Source organism: Nocardiopsis eucommiae (assembly GCF_965344335.1).
Lineage (GTDB): Bacteria > Actinomycetota > Actinomycetes > Streptosporangiales > Streptosporangiaceae > Nocardiopsis > Nocardiopsis eucommiae.
In genome coordinates this window covers 1-15,274 of sequence record NZ_CBDRIY010000069.1, presented here as the reverse complement: position 1 = coordinate 15,274, position 15,274 = coordinate 1, and the positions used below count along the sequence as shown (strand labels likewise).

At 72.8% G+C, this 15,274-nt stretch carries 13 protein-coding genes and 1 pseudogene; 9 read left to right on the top strand and 5 right to left on the bottom strand.

The features are described from left to right. Nucleotides 1-101 precede the first annotated feature (101 nt). Both ACRWK8_RS26315 and ACRWK8_RS26310 read right to left on the bottom strand, forming a co-directional pair. The gene (locus ACRWK8_RS26315) at nt 102-1,283 is read right to left on the bottom strand and encodes an MFS transporter (protein WP_378739595.1); all 1,182 of its coding nucleotides are present in this window, start codon (nt 1,281-1,283) and stop codon (nt 102-104) included. A 276-nt stretch (nt 1,284-1,559) separates the two neighbouring features. Continuing rightward, the gene (locus ACRWK8_RS26310; RefSeq protein ID WP_431873174.1) at nt 1,560-1,901 is read right to left on the bottom strand and encodes a DUF5713 family protein; all 342 of its coding nucleotides are present in this window, start codon (nt 1,899-1,901) and stop codon (nt 1,560-1,562) included. A 143-nt stretch (nt 1,902-2,044) separates the two neighbouring features. Here ACRWK8_RS26310 and ACRWK8_RS26305 point away from each other — a divergent pair, with 143 nt between their 5' ends. The 5 genes from ACRWK8_RS26305 (at nt 2,045) to ACRWK8_RS26285 (ending at nt 8,758) form a co-directional block, all read left to right on the top strand. Next, nucleotides 2,045-2,713, top strand: a complete 669-nt coding sequence (locus ACRWK8_RS26305; protein ID WP_378739588.1) for a pyridoxine/pyridoxamine 5'-phosphate oxidase — start codon at nt 2,045-2,047, stop codon at nt 2,711-2,713. Nucleotides 2,714-2,827: 114 nt separating this feature from the next. Next, a complete protein-coding gene (locus ACRWK8_RS26300) occupies nt 2,828-4,459 on the top strand; it encodes an acyl-CoA dehydrogenase family protein (protein WP_431873173.1) in 1,632 nt (543 codons plus the stop codon). Nucleotides 4,460-4,723: 264 nt separating this feature from the next. After that, nucleotides 4,724-6,868 carry a glycogen debranching protein GlgX gene (glgX, locus tag ACRWK8_RS26295; protein WP_378739583.1) on the top strand — a complete coding sequence of 715 codons (2,145 nt, stop codon included), beginning with the start codon at nt 4,724-4,726 and terminating at the stop codon, nt 6,866-6,868. Between the two features lie 132 nt (nt 6,869-7,000). Beyond that, nucleotides 7,001-7,804, top strand: coding sequence for a pyrimidine reductase family protein (locus tag ACRWK8_RS26290; protein WP_378739581.1), 804 nt, complete (start codon nt 7,001-7,003; stop codon nt 7,802-7,804). A gap of 165 nt (nt 7,805-7,969) precedes the next feature. Next, on the top strand, nt 7,970-8,758 hold the full coding sequence (locus ACRWK8_RS26285; protein ID WP_378739579.1) for a GntR family transcriptional regulator: 789 nt from the start codon (nt 7,970-7,972) through the stop codon (nt 8,756-8,758). 293 nt (nt 8,759-9,051) lie between these two features. Here the strand turns inward: ACRWK8_RS26285 and ACRWK8_RS26280 are convergent. After that, nucleotides 9,052-9,474, bottom strand: a pseudogene (locus ACRWK8_RS26280) (hypothetical protein); the annotation flags it as partial. Nucleotides 9,475-9,677: 203 nt separating this feature from the next. Here ACRWK8_RS26280 and msrB point away from each other — a divergent pair. From msrB to ACRWK8_RS26265, 3 genes are all read left to right on the top strand, one after another. Then, nucleotides 9,678-10,124 (top strand): peptide-methionine (R)-S-oxide reductase MsrB, encoded by a 447-nt coding sequence (msrB, locus tag ACRWK8_RS26275; RefSeq protein WP_378739577.1) that lies wholly within the window; start codon nt 9,678-9,680, stop codon nt 10,122-10,124. A gap of 260 nt (nt 10,125-10,384) precedes the next feature. Beyond that, nucleotides 10,385-11,053, top strand: a complete 669-nt coding sequence (locus ACRWK8_RS26270; protein ID WP_378739574.1) for a phosphatidylserine decarboxylase — start codon at nt 10,385-10,387, stop codon at nt 11,051-11,053. Further along, on the top strand, nt 11,040-11,849 hold the full coding sequence (locus ACRWK8_RS26265; RefSeq protein WP_431873172.1) for a CDP-alcohol phosphatidyltransferase family protein: 810 nt from the start codon (nt 11,040-11,042) through the stop codon (nt 11,847-11,849). Before ACRWK8_RS26270 ends, ACRWK8_RS26265 begins: the two co-directional genes overlap by 14 nt. 76 nt (nt 11,850-11,925) lie before the next feature. On the opposite strand, the gene hemQ is transcribed toward ACRWK8_RS26265, so the two are convergent. After that, nucleotides 11,926-12,636, bottom strand: a complete 711-nt coding sequence (hemQ, locus tag ACRWK8_RS26260) for a hydrogen peroxide-dependent heme synthase (RefSeq protein ID WP_378739569.1) — start codon at nt 12,634-12,636, stop codon at nt 11,926-11,928. Further along, nucleotides 12,633-14,108: a protoporphyrinogen oxidase gene (gene hemG / locus ACRWK8_RS26255; protein ID WP_431873171.1), complete on the bottom strand. Its 1,476-nt coding sequence runs from the start codon at nt 14,106-14,108 to the stop codon at nt 12,633-12,635. The genes hemQ and hemG overlap by 4 nt, the downstream gene beginning before the upstream one ends. 116 nt (nt 14,109-14,224) lie before the next feature. On the opposite strand from hemG, the gene ACRWK8_RS26250 reads away from it, so the two are divergent. Beyond that, nucleotides 14,225-15,271: a DUF4349 domain-containing protein gene (locus ACRWK8_RS26250; RefSeq protein ID WP_431873170.1), complete on the top strand. Its 1,047-nt coding sequence runs from the start codon at nt 14,225-14,227 to the stop codon at nt 15,269-15,271. Nucleotides 15,272-15,274: the final 3 nt, after the last annotated feature.

The window sequence follows — 15,274 nt, the reverse complement described above, 5'->3', positions numbered from 1 at the left end:
CCCCCCCCCCCCCCCCCCCCCCCCCCCCCCCCCCCCCCCCCCCCCCCCCCCCCCCCCCCCCGGCGCGTCCGGGACGAGTCGGCGGCGCGTCCGGGAGCGGGTCAGACGGCGGCGACCGCCGCGGTGAGCAGGATCGCGGCGGAGAACAGCAGCGCGCCCGGGGCGCCCACCGCGCCCGCGACCCCCGCGGCCGCCGCGGGCACGGCCACCTGGCCCAGCCGGTTGCCCCAGATACGCAGGGCCAGGGCCGCGCCACGGGCCCCCTCCGGGGCCAGGGTGGTGACCTGGGCCATCGTCAGGGGCTGCCCGAGGCCGAGCAGGAACCCGCCCACGACGAGCACCCCCGCCAGGACGGCGAATCCGCCCAGAGGCAGCGCCACCAGGGTCAGCGCGACAGCCGCCACCGAGGTGCTGGTGATGACCAGCGCCCTGCGCGACCAGCGGCGCCGCATCCACGGCAGGGTCAGCCGGGAGAGCAGGGAGGCACCGGCGCGCAGGCTCAGCAGGACCCCGACGAGCATCGGGGACAGCCCCCGGCTCTCGGCGATGAGCGGCAGGTAGGCGGTGAGGATGTCGACGGCGGTGAGCAGCGCGAGGCTCGTGAGCAGGGCCGAGGGCATCCGGCGGCGGCGCAGGAGGTCCCGTGTGGGGACCGGGGGCGCGGCCCTCTGCTCGTCGGTGCGCCGCAGCGGGCTCAGCCGCGCCAGCGGGATCAGCGGAAGGAACCCCAGGGCGGCGACGGCCCCGGCCACCAGCAGCGCGGTGGAGGTGGCGGAGATCAGCTCCGGACCGGAGGAGTCGGAGAGGATGACGCCGGAGATCAGCGGACCGACGAGCTGGCCCAGGGAGGCCGCGGCGGTGAACCAGCCGAAGTCGCGGTCCAGGTGCTCGGGGCGCGAGTAGCGGGCGATGAGGGCCTGGGCGGAGACCATGCACAACAGGTGACCCACGCCCACGACCGTGCTGGACAGGGCCAGTCCGAGCAGGCCCCCGGAACCGGCCAGGAGGAGGCTGCCGACGGCCAGGACCACCGAGCCCAGTCCCGCGAGCCAGGCGATGCGGCCCGCGCGGTCGGTGAAGCGGCCGAGGGACACCGCGATGACCAGCGGGAGCAGGGCGTAGGCGGCGGTCACCAGCCCGACCTCGACGGCGTCCCCGCCCACGGCGATCGTGCGGTAGGAGATGAGGGGTCGGACGAGGTTGAGCGCGGTGTGGGTGAGGACCACGCTGCCCAGCAGCCCCCAGAGCCATCCGGAGTGTGCCGTCTGTCCCGAGTCCGTCATGCTCCCCCTCGCGGCGTTCCTGGCGCGCACGCCCCGCCGTCCCGTCCCCCCGTGGCGGGTCCTGACCGCCACGACCAGCGCATCGTACCGAGGACGTTCGGTACGAAACCGGGCGGGGTGCCCGACCGGCGGGCCGCCCGGTGCCACCGCGTTCGGGAGAGCCGTGGACACGCCGACCAGGGGGATCAACGCGGACGCACACCGGTACGACCGCCGACAGGGCCGTCGGTGACCGACCGCGTCCGGAGCGGCCACGCCGCCACGGGGATCCGGCGGTCACCAGTCCCGCGTGGCGATGAGCTCCTCGGGGTCGGCGTCGGTGAAGCCGTAGGCGGTGGCGACCAGCCAGAAGGAACCCCCGATGTCGTCACGGGTCACGGTCTCGATCTCGCTTCCGGCCGCCTCGAACTCCTCCTCCAGGGCGTTGACCTCCTCGGTGGCGGCGTGGGTGAGGGCGTAGAGCGCGGTGAGGTCGGCGGGACCGCGGGCCTCGATGCGTTCGCACAGGGACACCAGCACCTCCCGGCACCGTTCGACGAGGTGGTCCGGGAAGTAGGGGTCGGCCCGCATGTCGGTGAGCAGGACGCTCGGGTCGAGCCGGGTGGTGTCGTGGCCCACGGGGTCTCCAGGGGGTTCGAGGGGGTGAGCGGGTGCCGGTTCCATCCTGGTGGGCGGTGACGACGTTTCGCGGCCCCGGGCGGCCGGGGTTGGGTAGGTTCGGAGTGCTGGACTCCGAGCGGACCGGGTGGACGGGGTGTGCGATGGCGGGACGGGACGGAATCCGGGATCTCCTGCGCGGTCTGCGGGTGTTCGCGGGACCGCTGGCGAGCTTCGACCCCTCCGCGGCCCCGGACGACCCGGTGGACCTGTTCGTGGCGTGGCTGGGCGAGGCGATCGAGGCCGGGGTGCCCGAGCCGCACGCGATGACCCTGGCGACGGCCGGCGCCGACGGCGCTCCGTCCGCGCGGGTGCTCATCCTCAGGGACCTCACCGACGAGGGATGGTCGTTCGCGACCACCACGACCTCGACCAAGGGCCGGGAGCTCGCCGACAACCCCCGGGCCGCGCTCCTCTTCTTCTGGGGGCTCCAGGGCCGCCAGGTGCGGCTGCGCGGTCCCGTGCACCTGGCCGGAGCAGAGGAGCGCGCCGCCGACTTCACCGCCCGCCCGTTGGAGGGCCGCGTGGCGGGACTGCACGGCCGCCAGAGCCAGCCCCTGGACAGCCTGGAGACCGTCCACGCGACCGCCGAGGAGAGCCGCGTCCGGCTGGAGGCCGACCCCGGGCTGGTGCCGGACGACTGGGGTCTGTACCGGCTCACGCCCACGGAGGTCGAGTTCTGGCAGGCGGACCCGGACCGGCGCCACACCCGCCTGCGGTACCGGCGCGCGGACGTGTCCGCGCCGTGGGAGCGGGGGCTCCTGTGGCCCTGAACGGGCCCGGTCAAGGCGGAGGCGGGTGCGCGACCGAACCGGGTTCGGTCGGGTGTTCCGGGCGGGGATAGGATTCCCGCACCCGTCCACCCCCGAACCCGGATCGGAGCCGGAATGCCCGACACACACGAAGTGTTCAACCAGGCCACTCCGCTCGGTGACTACAGCGCCGCCGACGACCCCGCCCTCCTTGAGGGCCTGCGCCGCGAGGGCGCGGGCTGGGCCGAGGCGGACGTGCGCGAGATCGGCGACGCGGCGGGCTCCGAGCGGGTGCGCGCGTGGGGCGAGTCCGCCAACGCCTACCCTCCGGTCCTGCGCACCCACGACCGCTACGGCCACCGTGTGGACGAGGTCGACTACCAGCCCGCCTACCACGTGCTCATGGACCAGGCCGTGGAGCACGGCCTGCACGCCGCGCCCTGGACGGACACGCGCGAGGGCGCCCACGTGGCCCGCGCCGCCAAGTTCTTCCTGTGGTCGCAGGCGGAGAGCGGCCACGGCTGTCCGATCTCCATGACCTACGCGGCCGTCCCGGCGCTGCGCCACTCCCCCGAACTGGCGGCGGAGTACGAACCCCTGCTCACCGCCCGCACCTACGACTTCGGGCTGCGGGCGCCGCTGACCAAGCGCGGGCTCCTCGCGGGCATGTCGATGACCGAGAAGCAGGGCGGCTCGGACGTCCGCGCCAACACCACCCGCGCCGTGCCCACCCGCGAGGGCCACCACCTGCTCACCGGCCACAAGTGGTTCACCTCCGCCCCCATGAGCGACGTGTTCCTCACCCTGGCGCAGGCCCCCGAGGGGCTGACCTGCTTCCTGGTACCGCGTGTGCTGCCCGACGGCGCCCGGAACCGGATGTTCGTCCAGCGGCTCAAGGACAAGCTCGGCAACAGGTCCAACGCCTCCGCCGAGCTGGAGTACGACGGCGCCGTGGCGTACCCGGTCGGGCAGCCGGGCCGGGGCGTGCCCACCATCATCGAGATGGTCAACAGCACCCGGTTGGACTGCGTGATCGGTTCCGCCTCGGGGATGCGCGCGGCGGTGGTGCAGGCCCTGCACCACGCCGAGACCCGGAGCGTCTTCGGTACTCCGCTGGTGGACCAGCCGCTCATGCGCAACGTCCTGGCCGACCTCGCGCTGGAGTCCGAGGCGGCCACGGCGCTCATGACACGGCTGGCCGGGTCGGTGGACCGCGCGGTGCGGGGTGACGAGGGCGAGGCCGCCTTCCGCCGCCTGGGCGTGGCCGTGGGCAAGTTCTGGGTGACCAAGCGCCAGCCGGTGCACGCGGCCGAGGCCCTGGAGTGCCTGGGCGGCAACGGGTACGTGGAGGAGTCGGGCATGCCCCGTCTCTTCCGGGACTCACCGCTCAACTCCATCTGGGAGGGGTCGGGCAACGTGGCCGCCCTGGACGTGCTGCGTGCCATGGCGAAGGCTCCGGAGTCGGTGGAGGCCTTCCTCGCGGAACTCGACACGGCGGCCGGTTCCGACGACCACTACGACGCCGCCCTCAAGCGGCTGGGCCAGGTCCTGGGCGATCCGGAGGAGGCCCAGTACCGGGCCCGGGCGGTGGTGGAACTGATGGCCCTGGCCCTCCAGGCGTCGGTGCTGCTGCGCTACGCGCCCACCCCGGTGGCCGAGGCGTTCACCACGTCCCGGCTGGGCGGCGAGTGGGGCCACGTGTTCGGGACGCTGCCCAGGGGCGTGGACACGGAGCTGATCCTGGACCGGGCCCGCCCCCGGCGCTGATCCGGCCGCCGGACTCCGCGTCCGACCCGCCGTGACCCGGTGCCGACCCTGGGGTCGGCACCGGGAATGCTCTGGAGCACCCTCCGCAGCGCCTTTCCCCCTCCCTTTCCACCCCCGCGCATAAGCCGCAGAAAGTGCAGAACGGGCAGCCGAGAACGAACATCGGCCCAGTTCGGCATACTTCCGCGGCCGAAGCGGAAGAAAGAAGTCGTCACCATCAAAAACGCCCTTACGGGCCCCGAAACCTAGAGACTGACGACGCCTATGGTGGAAGTCTGGCCAGGTAGTTCCTATCCGCTCGGTGCGACCTACGACGGTTCCGGCACCAATTTCTCCCTCTTCTCCGAGGCAGCCGAACAGGTGGACCTGTGCCTGTTCGACGACGACGGAGAGGAGACACGCGTACCCCTGACCGAGTACGACGGTTTCGTCTGGCACGGGTACCTGCCCGGTGTCGGGCCGGGACAGCAGTACGGGTACCGCGTCCACGGCCCGTACGCACCCGACCAGGGGTTGCGCTGCAATCCGAACAAACTGCTCACCGACCCCTACGCGAAGGCGCTCAACGGAGACCTCACCTGGCACGAATCGCTCTTCAGCTACCACTTCGCCGACCCCGACCGCAGGAACACGGCCGACAGCGCGAGATACGTGCCCAAGTGCGTGGTGGTCAGTCCGTTCTTCGACTGGGGCAACGAGACACGACCCAACACCCCGTACCACCAGACGGTGATCTACGAGGCGCACGTACGCGGGCTGACCATGCGCCACCCGGCCATCCCCGAACACCAGCGGGGCACCTACTCGGGGCTGGCCCACCCCGAGGTCATCGACTACCTCACCTCCCTGGGGGTGACCGCCGTCGAACTGATGCCCGTGCACCACTTCGTGCCCGAGCACGCGATGGTGGCCCGGGGGCTGACCAACTACTGGGGCTACAACACCCTGGCCTTCCTGGCCCCGCACAGCGGGTACGCCGCGCGCGGTTCGCGCGGACAGCAGGTGCAGGAGTTCAAGGCGATGGTGAAGTCGCTGCACGAGGCGGGCATCGAGGTGCTGCTCGACGTGGTCTACAACCACACCGCCGAGGGCGACCACATGGGCCCCACCCTGTCCTGGCGGGGCATCGACAACCTGGGCTACTACCGGGTCAGCGACGAGGACCAGCGTTACTACCTCGACTACACGGGCTGCGGGAACAGCCTGAACGTGCGCCACCCGCACTCCCTGCAACTCATCATGGACTCGCTGCGGTACTGGGTCCTGGAGATGCACGTGGACGGGTTCCGCTTCGACCTGGCCTCGGCGCTGGCCCGCGAGTTCCACGACGTGGACCGGCTGAGCACGTTCTTCGACATCGTCCAGCAGGACCCGGTGATCTCCCAGGTCAAACTGATCGCCGAACCCTGGGACGTGGGTCCGGGCGGCTACCAGGTGGGCAACTTCCCGCCGCTGTGGACGGAGTGGAACGGCAAGTACCGCGACACCGTGCGCGACTTCTGGCGCGGTGAACCGGTCAAGGGAGAGCTGGCCTCGCGACTGGCCGGGTCCAGCGACCTGTACCAGGACGACGGGCGCCGTCCGGTGGCCTCGATCAACTTCATCACCTGCCACGACGGTTTCACCCTGGCCGACCTGGTCTCCTACAACGACAAGCACAACGAGGCCAACGGCGAGAACAACCGGGACGGCACCGACGACAACCGCTCCTGGAACCACGGGGTGGAGGGGGCCACCGAGGACCCGGCGATCCTGGCCCTGCGCCGCAGACAGGTCCGCAACCACCTCACCACCCTGTACCTGTCACAGGGGGTGGTGATGCTCTCGCACGGGGACGAGATCGGACGCACCCAGGGTGGCAACAACAACGCCTACTGCCAGGACAACGAGATCGCGTGGATCGACTGGGAGGGCGCGGGACTCACCGGTGAGTACCCCGGCAACGACCTGCTCGCCTACGTGCGCGACCTGGCACGGCTGCGGCGCGAGCACCCCGTCTTCCGGCGTCGCCGGTTCTTCCAGGGCAGCCCGGTGGAGGGAACGAAGGCGGGGTCGAACGGTCTGCCGGACATCTCGTGGCTGCGCCCGGACGGGTCGACCATGGAGGGGGACGACTGGAGGACGGGCGAGCGGGCGCTGGGGGTGTTCCTCAACGGGGACGCCATCACCGAACCCGACGCGCGCGGGCGCCGCATCCGTGACAGCTCCTTCGTGCTGCTGCTCAACAGCGGCCCGGAGGCGGTGGAGTTCAAGCTTCCCGGCACCGAGTACGGCATGGCCTGGGAGACCGTGCTGGACACCGCCGAGCCGGACGTGGAGGGGCGGCCGTTCGTCACGGCGGGCGGACCCCTCCGGGTGATCGACCGCGCCCTGATCCTGCTGCGGCGCGTCTCGCACCGCCACGACTGACCGGTGGCGCCGCGCGGTACGACTCCCCGGGGGCTGGAGGGGCCCGGGGAGCGGCCGCCCGGGGGCCGGGACCCTTGACGGGACCCGGCCCCTACGCCGTCCGCGCGTGCCGCACCCCTAACCTGGGTGACCATGTCGAACACTCACAGCGCGGGCCGGAGCCCGGAGCCCGCCCGCTTCCGCGAACTCCTGCCCGTCCCCGGCCGGACCGACGTGGACCTCGCCGAGGCCTACGCCTACCCGCTGGCCCTGGACCGGCCCTGGGTGCGCGCCAACATGGTGTCCAGCGCCGACGGCGGCGCGATCGGCCCCTCGGGGCGCAGCCGCGACCTGTCCTCGGACCCCGACCGCCGGGTCATGGGGGTGCTGCGGGGCCTGTGCGACGTCGTCCTGGTCGGCGCCGCCACCGCCCGCAAGGAGGGTTACCGGCCGGTGCGTCCCCGCGAGGTGTGGGCGCGCCTGCGTGAGGGCCGCCCCGCCACACCGCGTGTCGCGGTGGTGTCGCGCTCCCTCGAACTGGACGCCGAGCTGCTCACCACGGCCCCCGGGGACGCCCGCACGATCGTGTTCACGGTCGCGGGCGCGCCCGCCGAGCTCCGGGAGTTCGTGGCCGAGCACGCCGACCTCGTGGTGGTCGACGGTGTCTCGGTGGGCCCCGAGCACATCGTGAACGCCCTCGCCGAACGCGGCCTGTACCGGGTGCTGACCGAGGGCGGTCCGCACCTGCTCGCGGAGTTCGTGGCGGCGGGCCTGCTGGACGAGCTCTGCCTGACGGTGAGCCCGCACCTGCTGGGCGCGGGGTCACCCCGGATCGTCACCGGCGGCCCGGGGACGCCGGGCGCCCCGGAGCACACCTCGGCCGGGACCACCCCGCTGCGCATGGCGCGTCTGCTGGAGGCGGACGGCCACCTGTTCACGCGTTACCTCAGGGAATAGGGACTTCTGCAAGTCCTCCCCATAACCGGTCGGTTTCGGTCGCCCCACAATGACGCATGAACCATCCCGCAACCGGACATACCCGTTGTGTGCCTCCCACGGGAAGCGCTGCGAACGAACACACCGCGCCGGCGGGGCTCACCGGCGCGCCCCCTGGGCGAGAGGATGAACGTGGTGCCGACGTCCGAGAACGGGTCCCCTCCGGTGTACCGGGAGATAGCCGAGGAACTACGAGGACGGATCCGCTCCGGACGGTACGCCGACGGCGACCGCCTCCCCGGTGAGAACGTCCTCATGGAGCGGCACGGCGTCGCCCGGGCGACCGCCCGGCAGGCCCTGTCCGTACTCATCAACGAGGGCCTGGCCGTGGCCGTGCGGGGGTCGGGCATCTACGTGCGCGCCTTCCGGCCCCTGAGAAGACACGGCGCCCGACGCCTGTCCAAGGACCTGTGGGGTGCCGGACGGGCCATCTGGCGGACCGACAGCGACACGCGCGGGTACGAGGTGGCGGGGCTCGTCGTCGACGAACTCGTCCCCGACGACCACGTCCTGCGGGCCCTGGAGCTGGAGGAGGGGGCCACGGTGGTGCGCCGCTCCCGGCGCTACCTCGTGGACGGAAGAGCGGTGCAGAGCGCCGTCTCGCACCTGTCGCCGCATCTGTGGTCGGGGCGGGAGGAGACCCCCGCCGCGCAACGGGTGCGGGCCCACGACAGCGGCCCCGGGGGGATCTACGCGCGCCTCGCGGAGCTCGGGCACGCCCCCGCCCACTTCACCGAGGAGATCCGGGTGCGCATGCCCACTCCCGAGGAGACGGAGGAACTGACCCTGGCCGCGGGCACCCCCGTGCTGGAGGTGGCCCGCACGGCGCTGACCGCCGACCACCGGCCCGTGGAGTTCAACGAGATCACCATGGACGGTTCGGCGTACGTGCTGCAGTACGACTTCGACGCCTGAACCCCGCCTCGGAACCCCGACCCCGACCCGGCGCACCGCTCCCCCGGTCCCCGTGCCCGCCGCACGGCGACGGGAGGGGTGCCCCGCGCGGGGCACCCCTCCCACCCTCGTGGCGGACCGGTCACGCCCGCCGTTCGTCGCTACCTCGTGACGCCCGCACCCGATCTCTCCGTGTGGGGAACCCTCGCGCGCGGAATCGTGCTGAGGAGGTCCTCCTCCGGATCCGCCGCGTTCGGGCCCGCGTCGGGCGTCTCCCCCCGGATCGGCCCCTCCGACTCCTCGCTCCGGACCCGTCCGGGCCGGGACACGAAGACCAGGTACGACAGCGGCAGGAGGGTGAGTCCCACCGCCACGGCCCCGGCCGCCGCGAAGACCATGGCGCTGGACGACGTCATCGCCCACTGCGCCATGCCCATCCCCAGCACGACCGCCACCACCAGGGCGCCGACGGCGATCGCCGTCACCAACCCGAACAGTTTGCGGTCCCCCCAGGGCTCCGGACGCGCGTACTCCATCCCGGCGACGGTCGAACGCAGGCTGAGCTCGGCGGCCCAGCGCAACTCCCGGCCGACGGTGGCGGCGCCGTCCCCGACGACCCGCATCCGCGACCGGGGGCCCGCGGTGGCCTGGTCCAGCCACCACAGTCCGTACCGGATCCGGCCGACGCGCAGAGGTCGCCTGTTCACTCCGAGTGCCCGTTGAGCCGTAACAGCCATGCCACCTGCCTCAGTGCCCTCGATCACTGACCCCTGTTCATGAGCCCGTACCCGAGCCCACCGACACCGAACGTCACCAAAGGTGAAGTTAGGTGTATGTGGCTCTTAAGAATGATTTACCTGGAGTGTGTGGTTTGGGACTGTTTCGTTCACACCGTGTCCCCTGTCGGCACCGGAGCGCGTTTCCGGGTAGCGTCGTCACCATGGCTGACGCAGCGGACCAGGCCCCGGACACCAACGGCGGGGCACCCAGGGACCTTCCCCGGACCGACCAGGAGTGGCGCGAGCGCCTCGACGAGCAGGAGTACGCCGTGCTCCGCCAAGCGGGCACCGAGCGCCCCTGGACCGGGGAGTACGTGGACACGAAGACCTCCGGCGTCTACCGTTGCCGGGGGTGCGGGAGCGAACTCTTCCGCTCCGACGAGAAGTTCGACTCCCACTGCGGGTGGCCGAGCTTCTTCGACCCGGCCGACTCCGACGCCGTCACCCTGCACGAGGACGCCTCGCTGGGGATGGTGCGCACCGAGGTGCGATGCGCCACCTGCCACTCCCACCTGGGTCACGTCTTCCGCGGGGAGGGGTACGACACCCCCACCGACCTCCGGTACTGCATCAACTCCGTCGCCCTCGACCTGGAGCCCTCGGAGTAGGCGGCATGGCATCCTGGTCCGGGGCGTCGAACTCTCGTCCGCACGGGGCGTCCGAGGAACCGGACCGATCCCCGTTCCCCCAGGATCAGCGATAATCTCACCAGCGCACCGACGTTCGGCCAGAAGTCGACCGCGGGGCGCGCGCGGCGGGGCCCCACCCGGTGACCGCGCACACGCGAACCAGGCCACCGCCGGGTTCACCCCCCTCACAGCGGTAACCCATGTGCGGGCGACCGACCGACCCGCGACGAAAGCGCTCGATGACCGACGACTCACCTTCCTCCTCCGCCTCCCCGCGCCACCCGGCACGACCACGCTTCGGCATGGCCCAGGGTTCCGCCCCGTGGCTCGTCCCGGCGCTCGGCGCCGCGGGTGCCGCCGCGCTGCTCGCCCGTCGTTCCCGGGCCGGGGCCGTGGCCGCCGCCCCGGTGATCGCCCTGGCGGCGGGGATGACCTGGTTCTTCCGTGACCCCGAGCGGGGTCCGGCGACAGGTCGGGTGCTGTCCGCGGCCGACGGCGTCGTACAGAGCCTCGACCCCCAGCCCGACGGGCGGATCCGGGTCGCGGTGTTCATGAACCCCCTCAACGTGCACGTCAACCGTGCGCCCCTCGCCGGAGTCGTGACCGGCGTCGAGCACCGCCCCGGGGGCTTCCGCCCCGCCTTCGACAAGGACAGCGAGCGTAATGAGCGCGTCATCTGGACCCTTGAAACCGAGATCGGTGAGATCACGGTCGTTCAAATCGCCGGCGCGTTGGTCCGGCGTATCGTCCCGTATCTCGCTGCGGGGCAGAAGGTCGAGCAAGGCGAGAGGATCGGCCTCATCCGGTTCGGGTCACGCGTCGACGTCTACCTTCCGACCGGGGTCGCCCCGGCGGTGGAGGTCGGCCAGAAGGTCCGCGCCGGAGAAACCCGTCTTGACGCCGACTGAGGCCGTCCCCGCCGCACGGGCCGCCTCGGACTCCTCCCGGGAGGCGCCCCGGCTCCGCCTGGGCGTGGCCGACTACCTGACGCTGGGCAACGCCCTGTGCGGCTTCCTCGCGGTGTGGGCCCTGGCCACGGCGCAGGCCGCGCACCTGGCCCTGGGCGCGGCCGGTCCGCTGCCGAAGTCGGCGATGGCCACGGCCGTGGGCCTCCTGATGGTCGCGGCCACCCTCGACGTGCTCGACGGCCGGGTCGCCCGCAAGCTGGGCGGCAGCGGTATGGGCGCGGAGCTGGACAACCTCGCCGACGTGATCAGCTTCGGGTTCGCCCCGGCGTTCTTCTTCGTGGTGTGGGGCACCATCGCCGGCGGCACCGGCGTGCTGCCCGTCCTGGCTGGCGGCGCCGTGCTGCTCGCGGTGATCGTCCGGCTGGCCCGGTTCTCCTGCCAGGCCCCCGACGCGAACTACTTCACCGGCCTTCCGTGCCCGTTCGGGGCGATGGCCGTGGTGACCATCGTGCTGCTGGACCCGCCGCTGCTGGCCGGGGTCGCGGCGGTGCTGCTCGTCTCCTGGCTGATGGTCAGCCGGATGGAGTACCCCAAGCCGCGCGGGAAGAGGATCTACGTGGTGCTGGGCATGCTCGCCACGGGCGTGGCCTTCATCGCCGCGTGGGGCCTGGGACTGCCCGCCGGGGAGGCGCTGATCTACCTCATGAGCGCCCTGGTGCTGCTCACGATCGTCTCGCTCCCCTTCTACGTGATCGCCACCCGCCGTGCGCCGCACGTCGCCCCCCGCGTCGAGTAGCGTCCGGACACCGGAACGGCAGAGGACGGCCCCCGCACCCGACGGTGCGGGGGCCGTCCTCGTCCACGTGTGCGGGTTACGGCAGGGAGTCGACCAGCTCGGCCACGCTCTTGCGGCGCCCCGTGTAGAAGGGCAGCTCCTCACGGGTGTGCAGGCGGGCCTTGGCGCCGCGCAGGTGGCGCATGAGGTCCACGATCCGGTACAGCTCGTCGGCCTCGAAGGCCAGCAGCCACTCGTAGTCGTTCAGACCGAACGAGGACACCGTGTTGGCCCGGACGTCCGGGTACGGGGCCGCCATGCGGCCGTGCTCCGCGAGCATGGCGCGGCGCTCGTCGTCGGGCAGCAGGTACCACTCGTAGGAGCGCACGAACGGGTACACGCAGATGTTGTCGCGCGGCTCCTCGCCCGCCAGGAACGCGGGGACGTGGCCGCGGTTGAACTCGGCGGGTCGGTGCAGGCCCATGACCGACCACACCGGGGTGCTGGCGCGGCCGACCCGGGTGCGCCGGAACTCGGAGTAGACGCCCTGGAGCTGTTCGGGGGTGTCGGCGACCCACCAGAACATGATGTCGGCGTCGGCCCGGAAGCCCTGGACGTCATAGCTGCCCCGCGTGGTGACGCCCTGCCCGTCGGCCTTGTCGAGGAGGCCCTGGAGCTCCTCGGTGGCCGCGGCGCGGTCCACGCCCTCCAGGCCGTCGACCCGGAAGACCGACCACATGGTGTAGCGGATGAGTTTGTTGAGGTCGGTGCCGTCCTGGGCGACGGCCTCGTTCTGCTGCCCCGTCACGGGTTGACTCCTTGCTGGTTCGGTCCGGCGGCGCTCTGGTCGCCGCCGGTGGTACGGCTGTGGTCGGTGAGGGTGTCGGCCAGGCGCGCGGCCTCGTGTCCGGCGTCGGCGACACAGGCGGGGATGCCCACGCCCCCGTAGGCGGCGCCGCACACCCCCAGGCCGGGGTGGCGTCGCACGCCGGAGCGGATCCGTTCGACGCGGTCGGCGTGGCCGACCGCGTACTGCGGCAGTCCGTCGGTCCACCGGGTCACCCGGGTCTCCACCGGGGTCCCGCGCAGACCGGTCACGCGGGCGAGGTCGGCCAGGGCGGTCTCGGCCAGTTCCTCGTCGGAGCGGTCGAGCGAGCCGCCGTCCCCGAACCGGCCGATGGAGCAGCGCAGGACCAGCAGGTCCTCCCCCGGGTTGACCCTACCCAGCTCCTGGGCCAGCCAGGGCCACTTGTTGCTGGAGAACGTGGCGGCCTTGATGGTCAGCCCCTCCCCCGCCGGGACGAGGAATCCGGTGCCGGTGAGCGGCCGGGGGAAGGCGGAGGCGGGCAGGGCGAAGGTCACCAGCGCCATGCTCGCGTACTCGATCCGGCGCAGCTCCCGCGCGGCCTCGGGTTCGGTGTCGGCCAGCAGGCGGGCGGCCTCGGCGGCGGGGCAGGCGAGCAGCACCGCGTCGCAGTCGACCCGCTCCCCGCCCGCGCCGTCCAGGCGCACGCTCCAGCCCCGGGGGCCCCGCTCCAGGGAGTGGGCCCGGGTGCCGGTACGCAGGTCCTCCTGTCGCGCCGCGAGGGCCTCCACGACCGAGGCGACGCCCCCGCGCAGGGAGGCGAAGACCGGCCCGGACCTGGTGGGCGCGGATCCCCGACCGCTCAGGCTCGCGTGCACGGCACTCATCAGGGAACGGTCCCGACGGGCCATCGGCGCGATCTGCGGCAGGGTGGAGTCCAGGGAGAGCTCGTCGGCCCGTCCGGCGTAGACGCCCCCCAGGAGGGGTTCGACCAGCCGGTCCACGACCTGACGACCCATGCGGGTGCCGACGTAGGCGGCCACGGGCACGTCCGAGCGCACCCGGGTGCGGGGCCACACCAGGTCGAGGGCGGCGCGCATGGTTCCGGCCGGGGAGAGGACGCCGCTGCGGGCCAGGGCCCGCAGGTCCCCGGGGACGCCCATGAGCTGTCCCTTGGGCAGGGAACGGACGCGGCCACGGCTGTAGATGGCCGCGCTGCCGGGACCCGGGTGCACCACCTGGTCGTCCAGGCCGAGCTCGTTGAAGAGGTCGAGGGCCTCCGGGCGGCGGGCGAGCACCGCCTCGGCACCGGCGTCGACCCGCACCCCGGCCACGGGCGAGGCGCGGAGCTTGCCCCCCGGGGCGTCGGCGGCCTCGATCACCGTGGTGGTGACCCCCCGGCCGTTGAGGCGGTGCGCGGCGGTGAGTCCGGAGACGCCGCCCCCGATCACGACGACATGCGGTGCTTCAGGCATGTCACCAGCTTCCCAGATGCCGCGGGTCACAGTGATCCGCCGTCCCCGTAGGCGGCCGTTGCGGTCCCGTTATGGTGCGGCGGAAACGGGGGCCGGGCGGCGTGCGTCGAAGCGGCATGGACACTTCAGCGTTGACACCGTCCCGTGTGGGACGTGCCGCCGGACTGACCGCCGCCTCCGGCCTGGCCGTGCTGCTGCTGGCCTCGTGCGGGGCCTCCTCCGACGGCGGCGCCTCGGCCCCCGCGAACCTGGCCGTTCCCGACCAGCGGGCCGACGCCGCGCGCGAGTCGGCCGAGGGCGCGGTGGAGGTCGAGGAGGACGCCGGGACGGAGGCCGGTTCCGGCACGGACGTGGAGGTGGCGGACCGGCGGCTGGTCCACACCGCCGACATGACGGTGCGCGTGGACGACGTGGCCGAGGCCGCCGAGCTGGCCAAGCGGCTGACCCTCGACTCCGACGGCTACGTGGAGTCCGAGAGTCTCTCCACGCCCCGGGACGGCCATCCCGAGGGCGTCCTGACCCTGCGCGTCCCCGAGGACGGCTACGAGGGCGTGCTGGAGGAGCTGGCGGAACTCGGCGACCGCTCCATGCTGGATCGGTCCGTGCAGGACGTCACCGAGGAGGTCGCGGACGTCGAGAGCCGGATCGAGTCCTCGGAGACCGCTCTGGAGACCCTGCGCGGCTACCTGGAGGAGGCCCGGGACGTCGACGACCTGCTGCGGGTGGAGGGCGAGATCCAGCGGCGGCAGGAGGACCTGGAGGCGCTCCAGGCCCGGCTGAAGGTGCTGGACGGCCAGACCTCCTACTCGACGGTGCACCTGACCCTCCAGCCGCCGACGACCTACCTGGAGGAACCCGTCCGGGACTCCGTCGGGTTCCTGGGCGGTCTGGAACGCGGCTGGCGTGCGCTGGTGGGCCTGGGTCAGGGGCTGGCCGTGCTCGCGGGCTGGCTGCTGCCCTTCGTCGTCGTGCTCGCGGCGGTCGGCGCCTGGCCGCTGTGGGTGTGGCGCGGACGCCGTCGGGCCCGGCGGGACCGCGCCCCCGAGGCCGTGGAGGCGAACGGGGGCGGGAGTCGGGGCGACGAGGCTCCGGCCCGCGAGCCGGAGCCGGTCCGCCCCGAGGAGGGCGGCCCCGGCCCCAAGGACGACGGGGACGGGCGCTGACCC

What these genes read in the sequence shown, in the direction of transcription:
- ACRWK8_RS26315 (WP_378739595.1), bottom strand. Translation starts at nt 1,283, where the DNA reads ATGACGGACTCGGGACAGACGGCACACTCCGGATGGCTCTGGGGGCTG.
- ACRWK8_RS26305 (WP_378739588.1), top strand. Translation starts at nt 2,045, where the DNA reads ATGGCGGGACGGGACGGAATCCGGGATCTCCTGCGCGGTCTGCGGGTG.
- ACRWK8_RS26300 (WP_431873173.1), top strand. Translation starts at nt 2,828, where the DNA reads ATGCCCGACACACACGAAGTGTTCAACCAGGCCACTCCGCTCGGTGAC.
- glgX (WP_378739583.1), top strand. Translation starts at nt 4,724, where the DNA reads ATGGTGGAAGTCTGGCCAGGTAGTTCCTATCCGCTCGGTGCGACCTAC.
- ACRWK8_RS26290 (WP_378739581.1), top strand. Translation starts at nt 7,001, where the DNA reads ATGTCGAACACTCACAGCGCGGGCCGGAGCCCGGAGCCCGCCCGCTTC.
- ACRWK8_RS26285 (WP_378739579.1), top strand. Translation starts at nt 7,970, where the DNA reads ATGAACGTGGTGCCGACGTCCGAGAACGGGTCCCCTCCGGTGTACCGG.
- msrB (WP_378739577.1), top strand. Translation starts at nt 9,678, where the DNA reads ATGGCTGACGCAGCGGACCAGGCCCCGGACACCAACGGCGGGGCACCC.
- ACRWK8_RS26270 (WP_378739574.1), top strand. Translation starts at nt 10,385, where the DNA reads ATGACCGACGACTCACCTTCCTCCTCCGCCTCCCCGCGCCACCCGGCA.
- hemG (WP_431873171.1), bottom strand. Translation starts at nt 14,108, where the DNA reads ATGCCTGAAGCACCGCATGTCGTCGTGATCGGGGGCGGCGTCTCCGGA.
- ACRWK8_RS26250 (WP_431873170.1), top strand. Translation starts at nt 14,225, where the DNA reads ATGGACACTTCAGCGTTGACACCGTCCCGTGTGGGACGTGCCGCCGGA.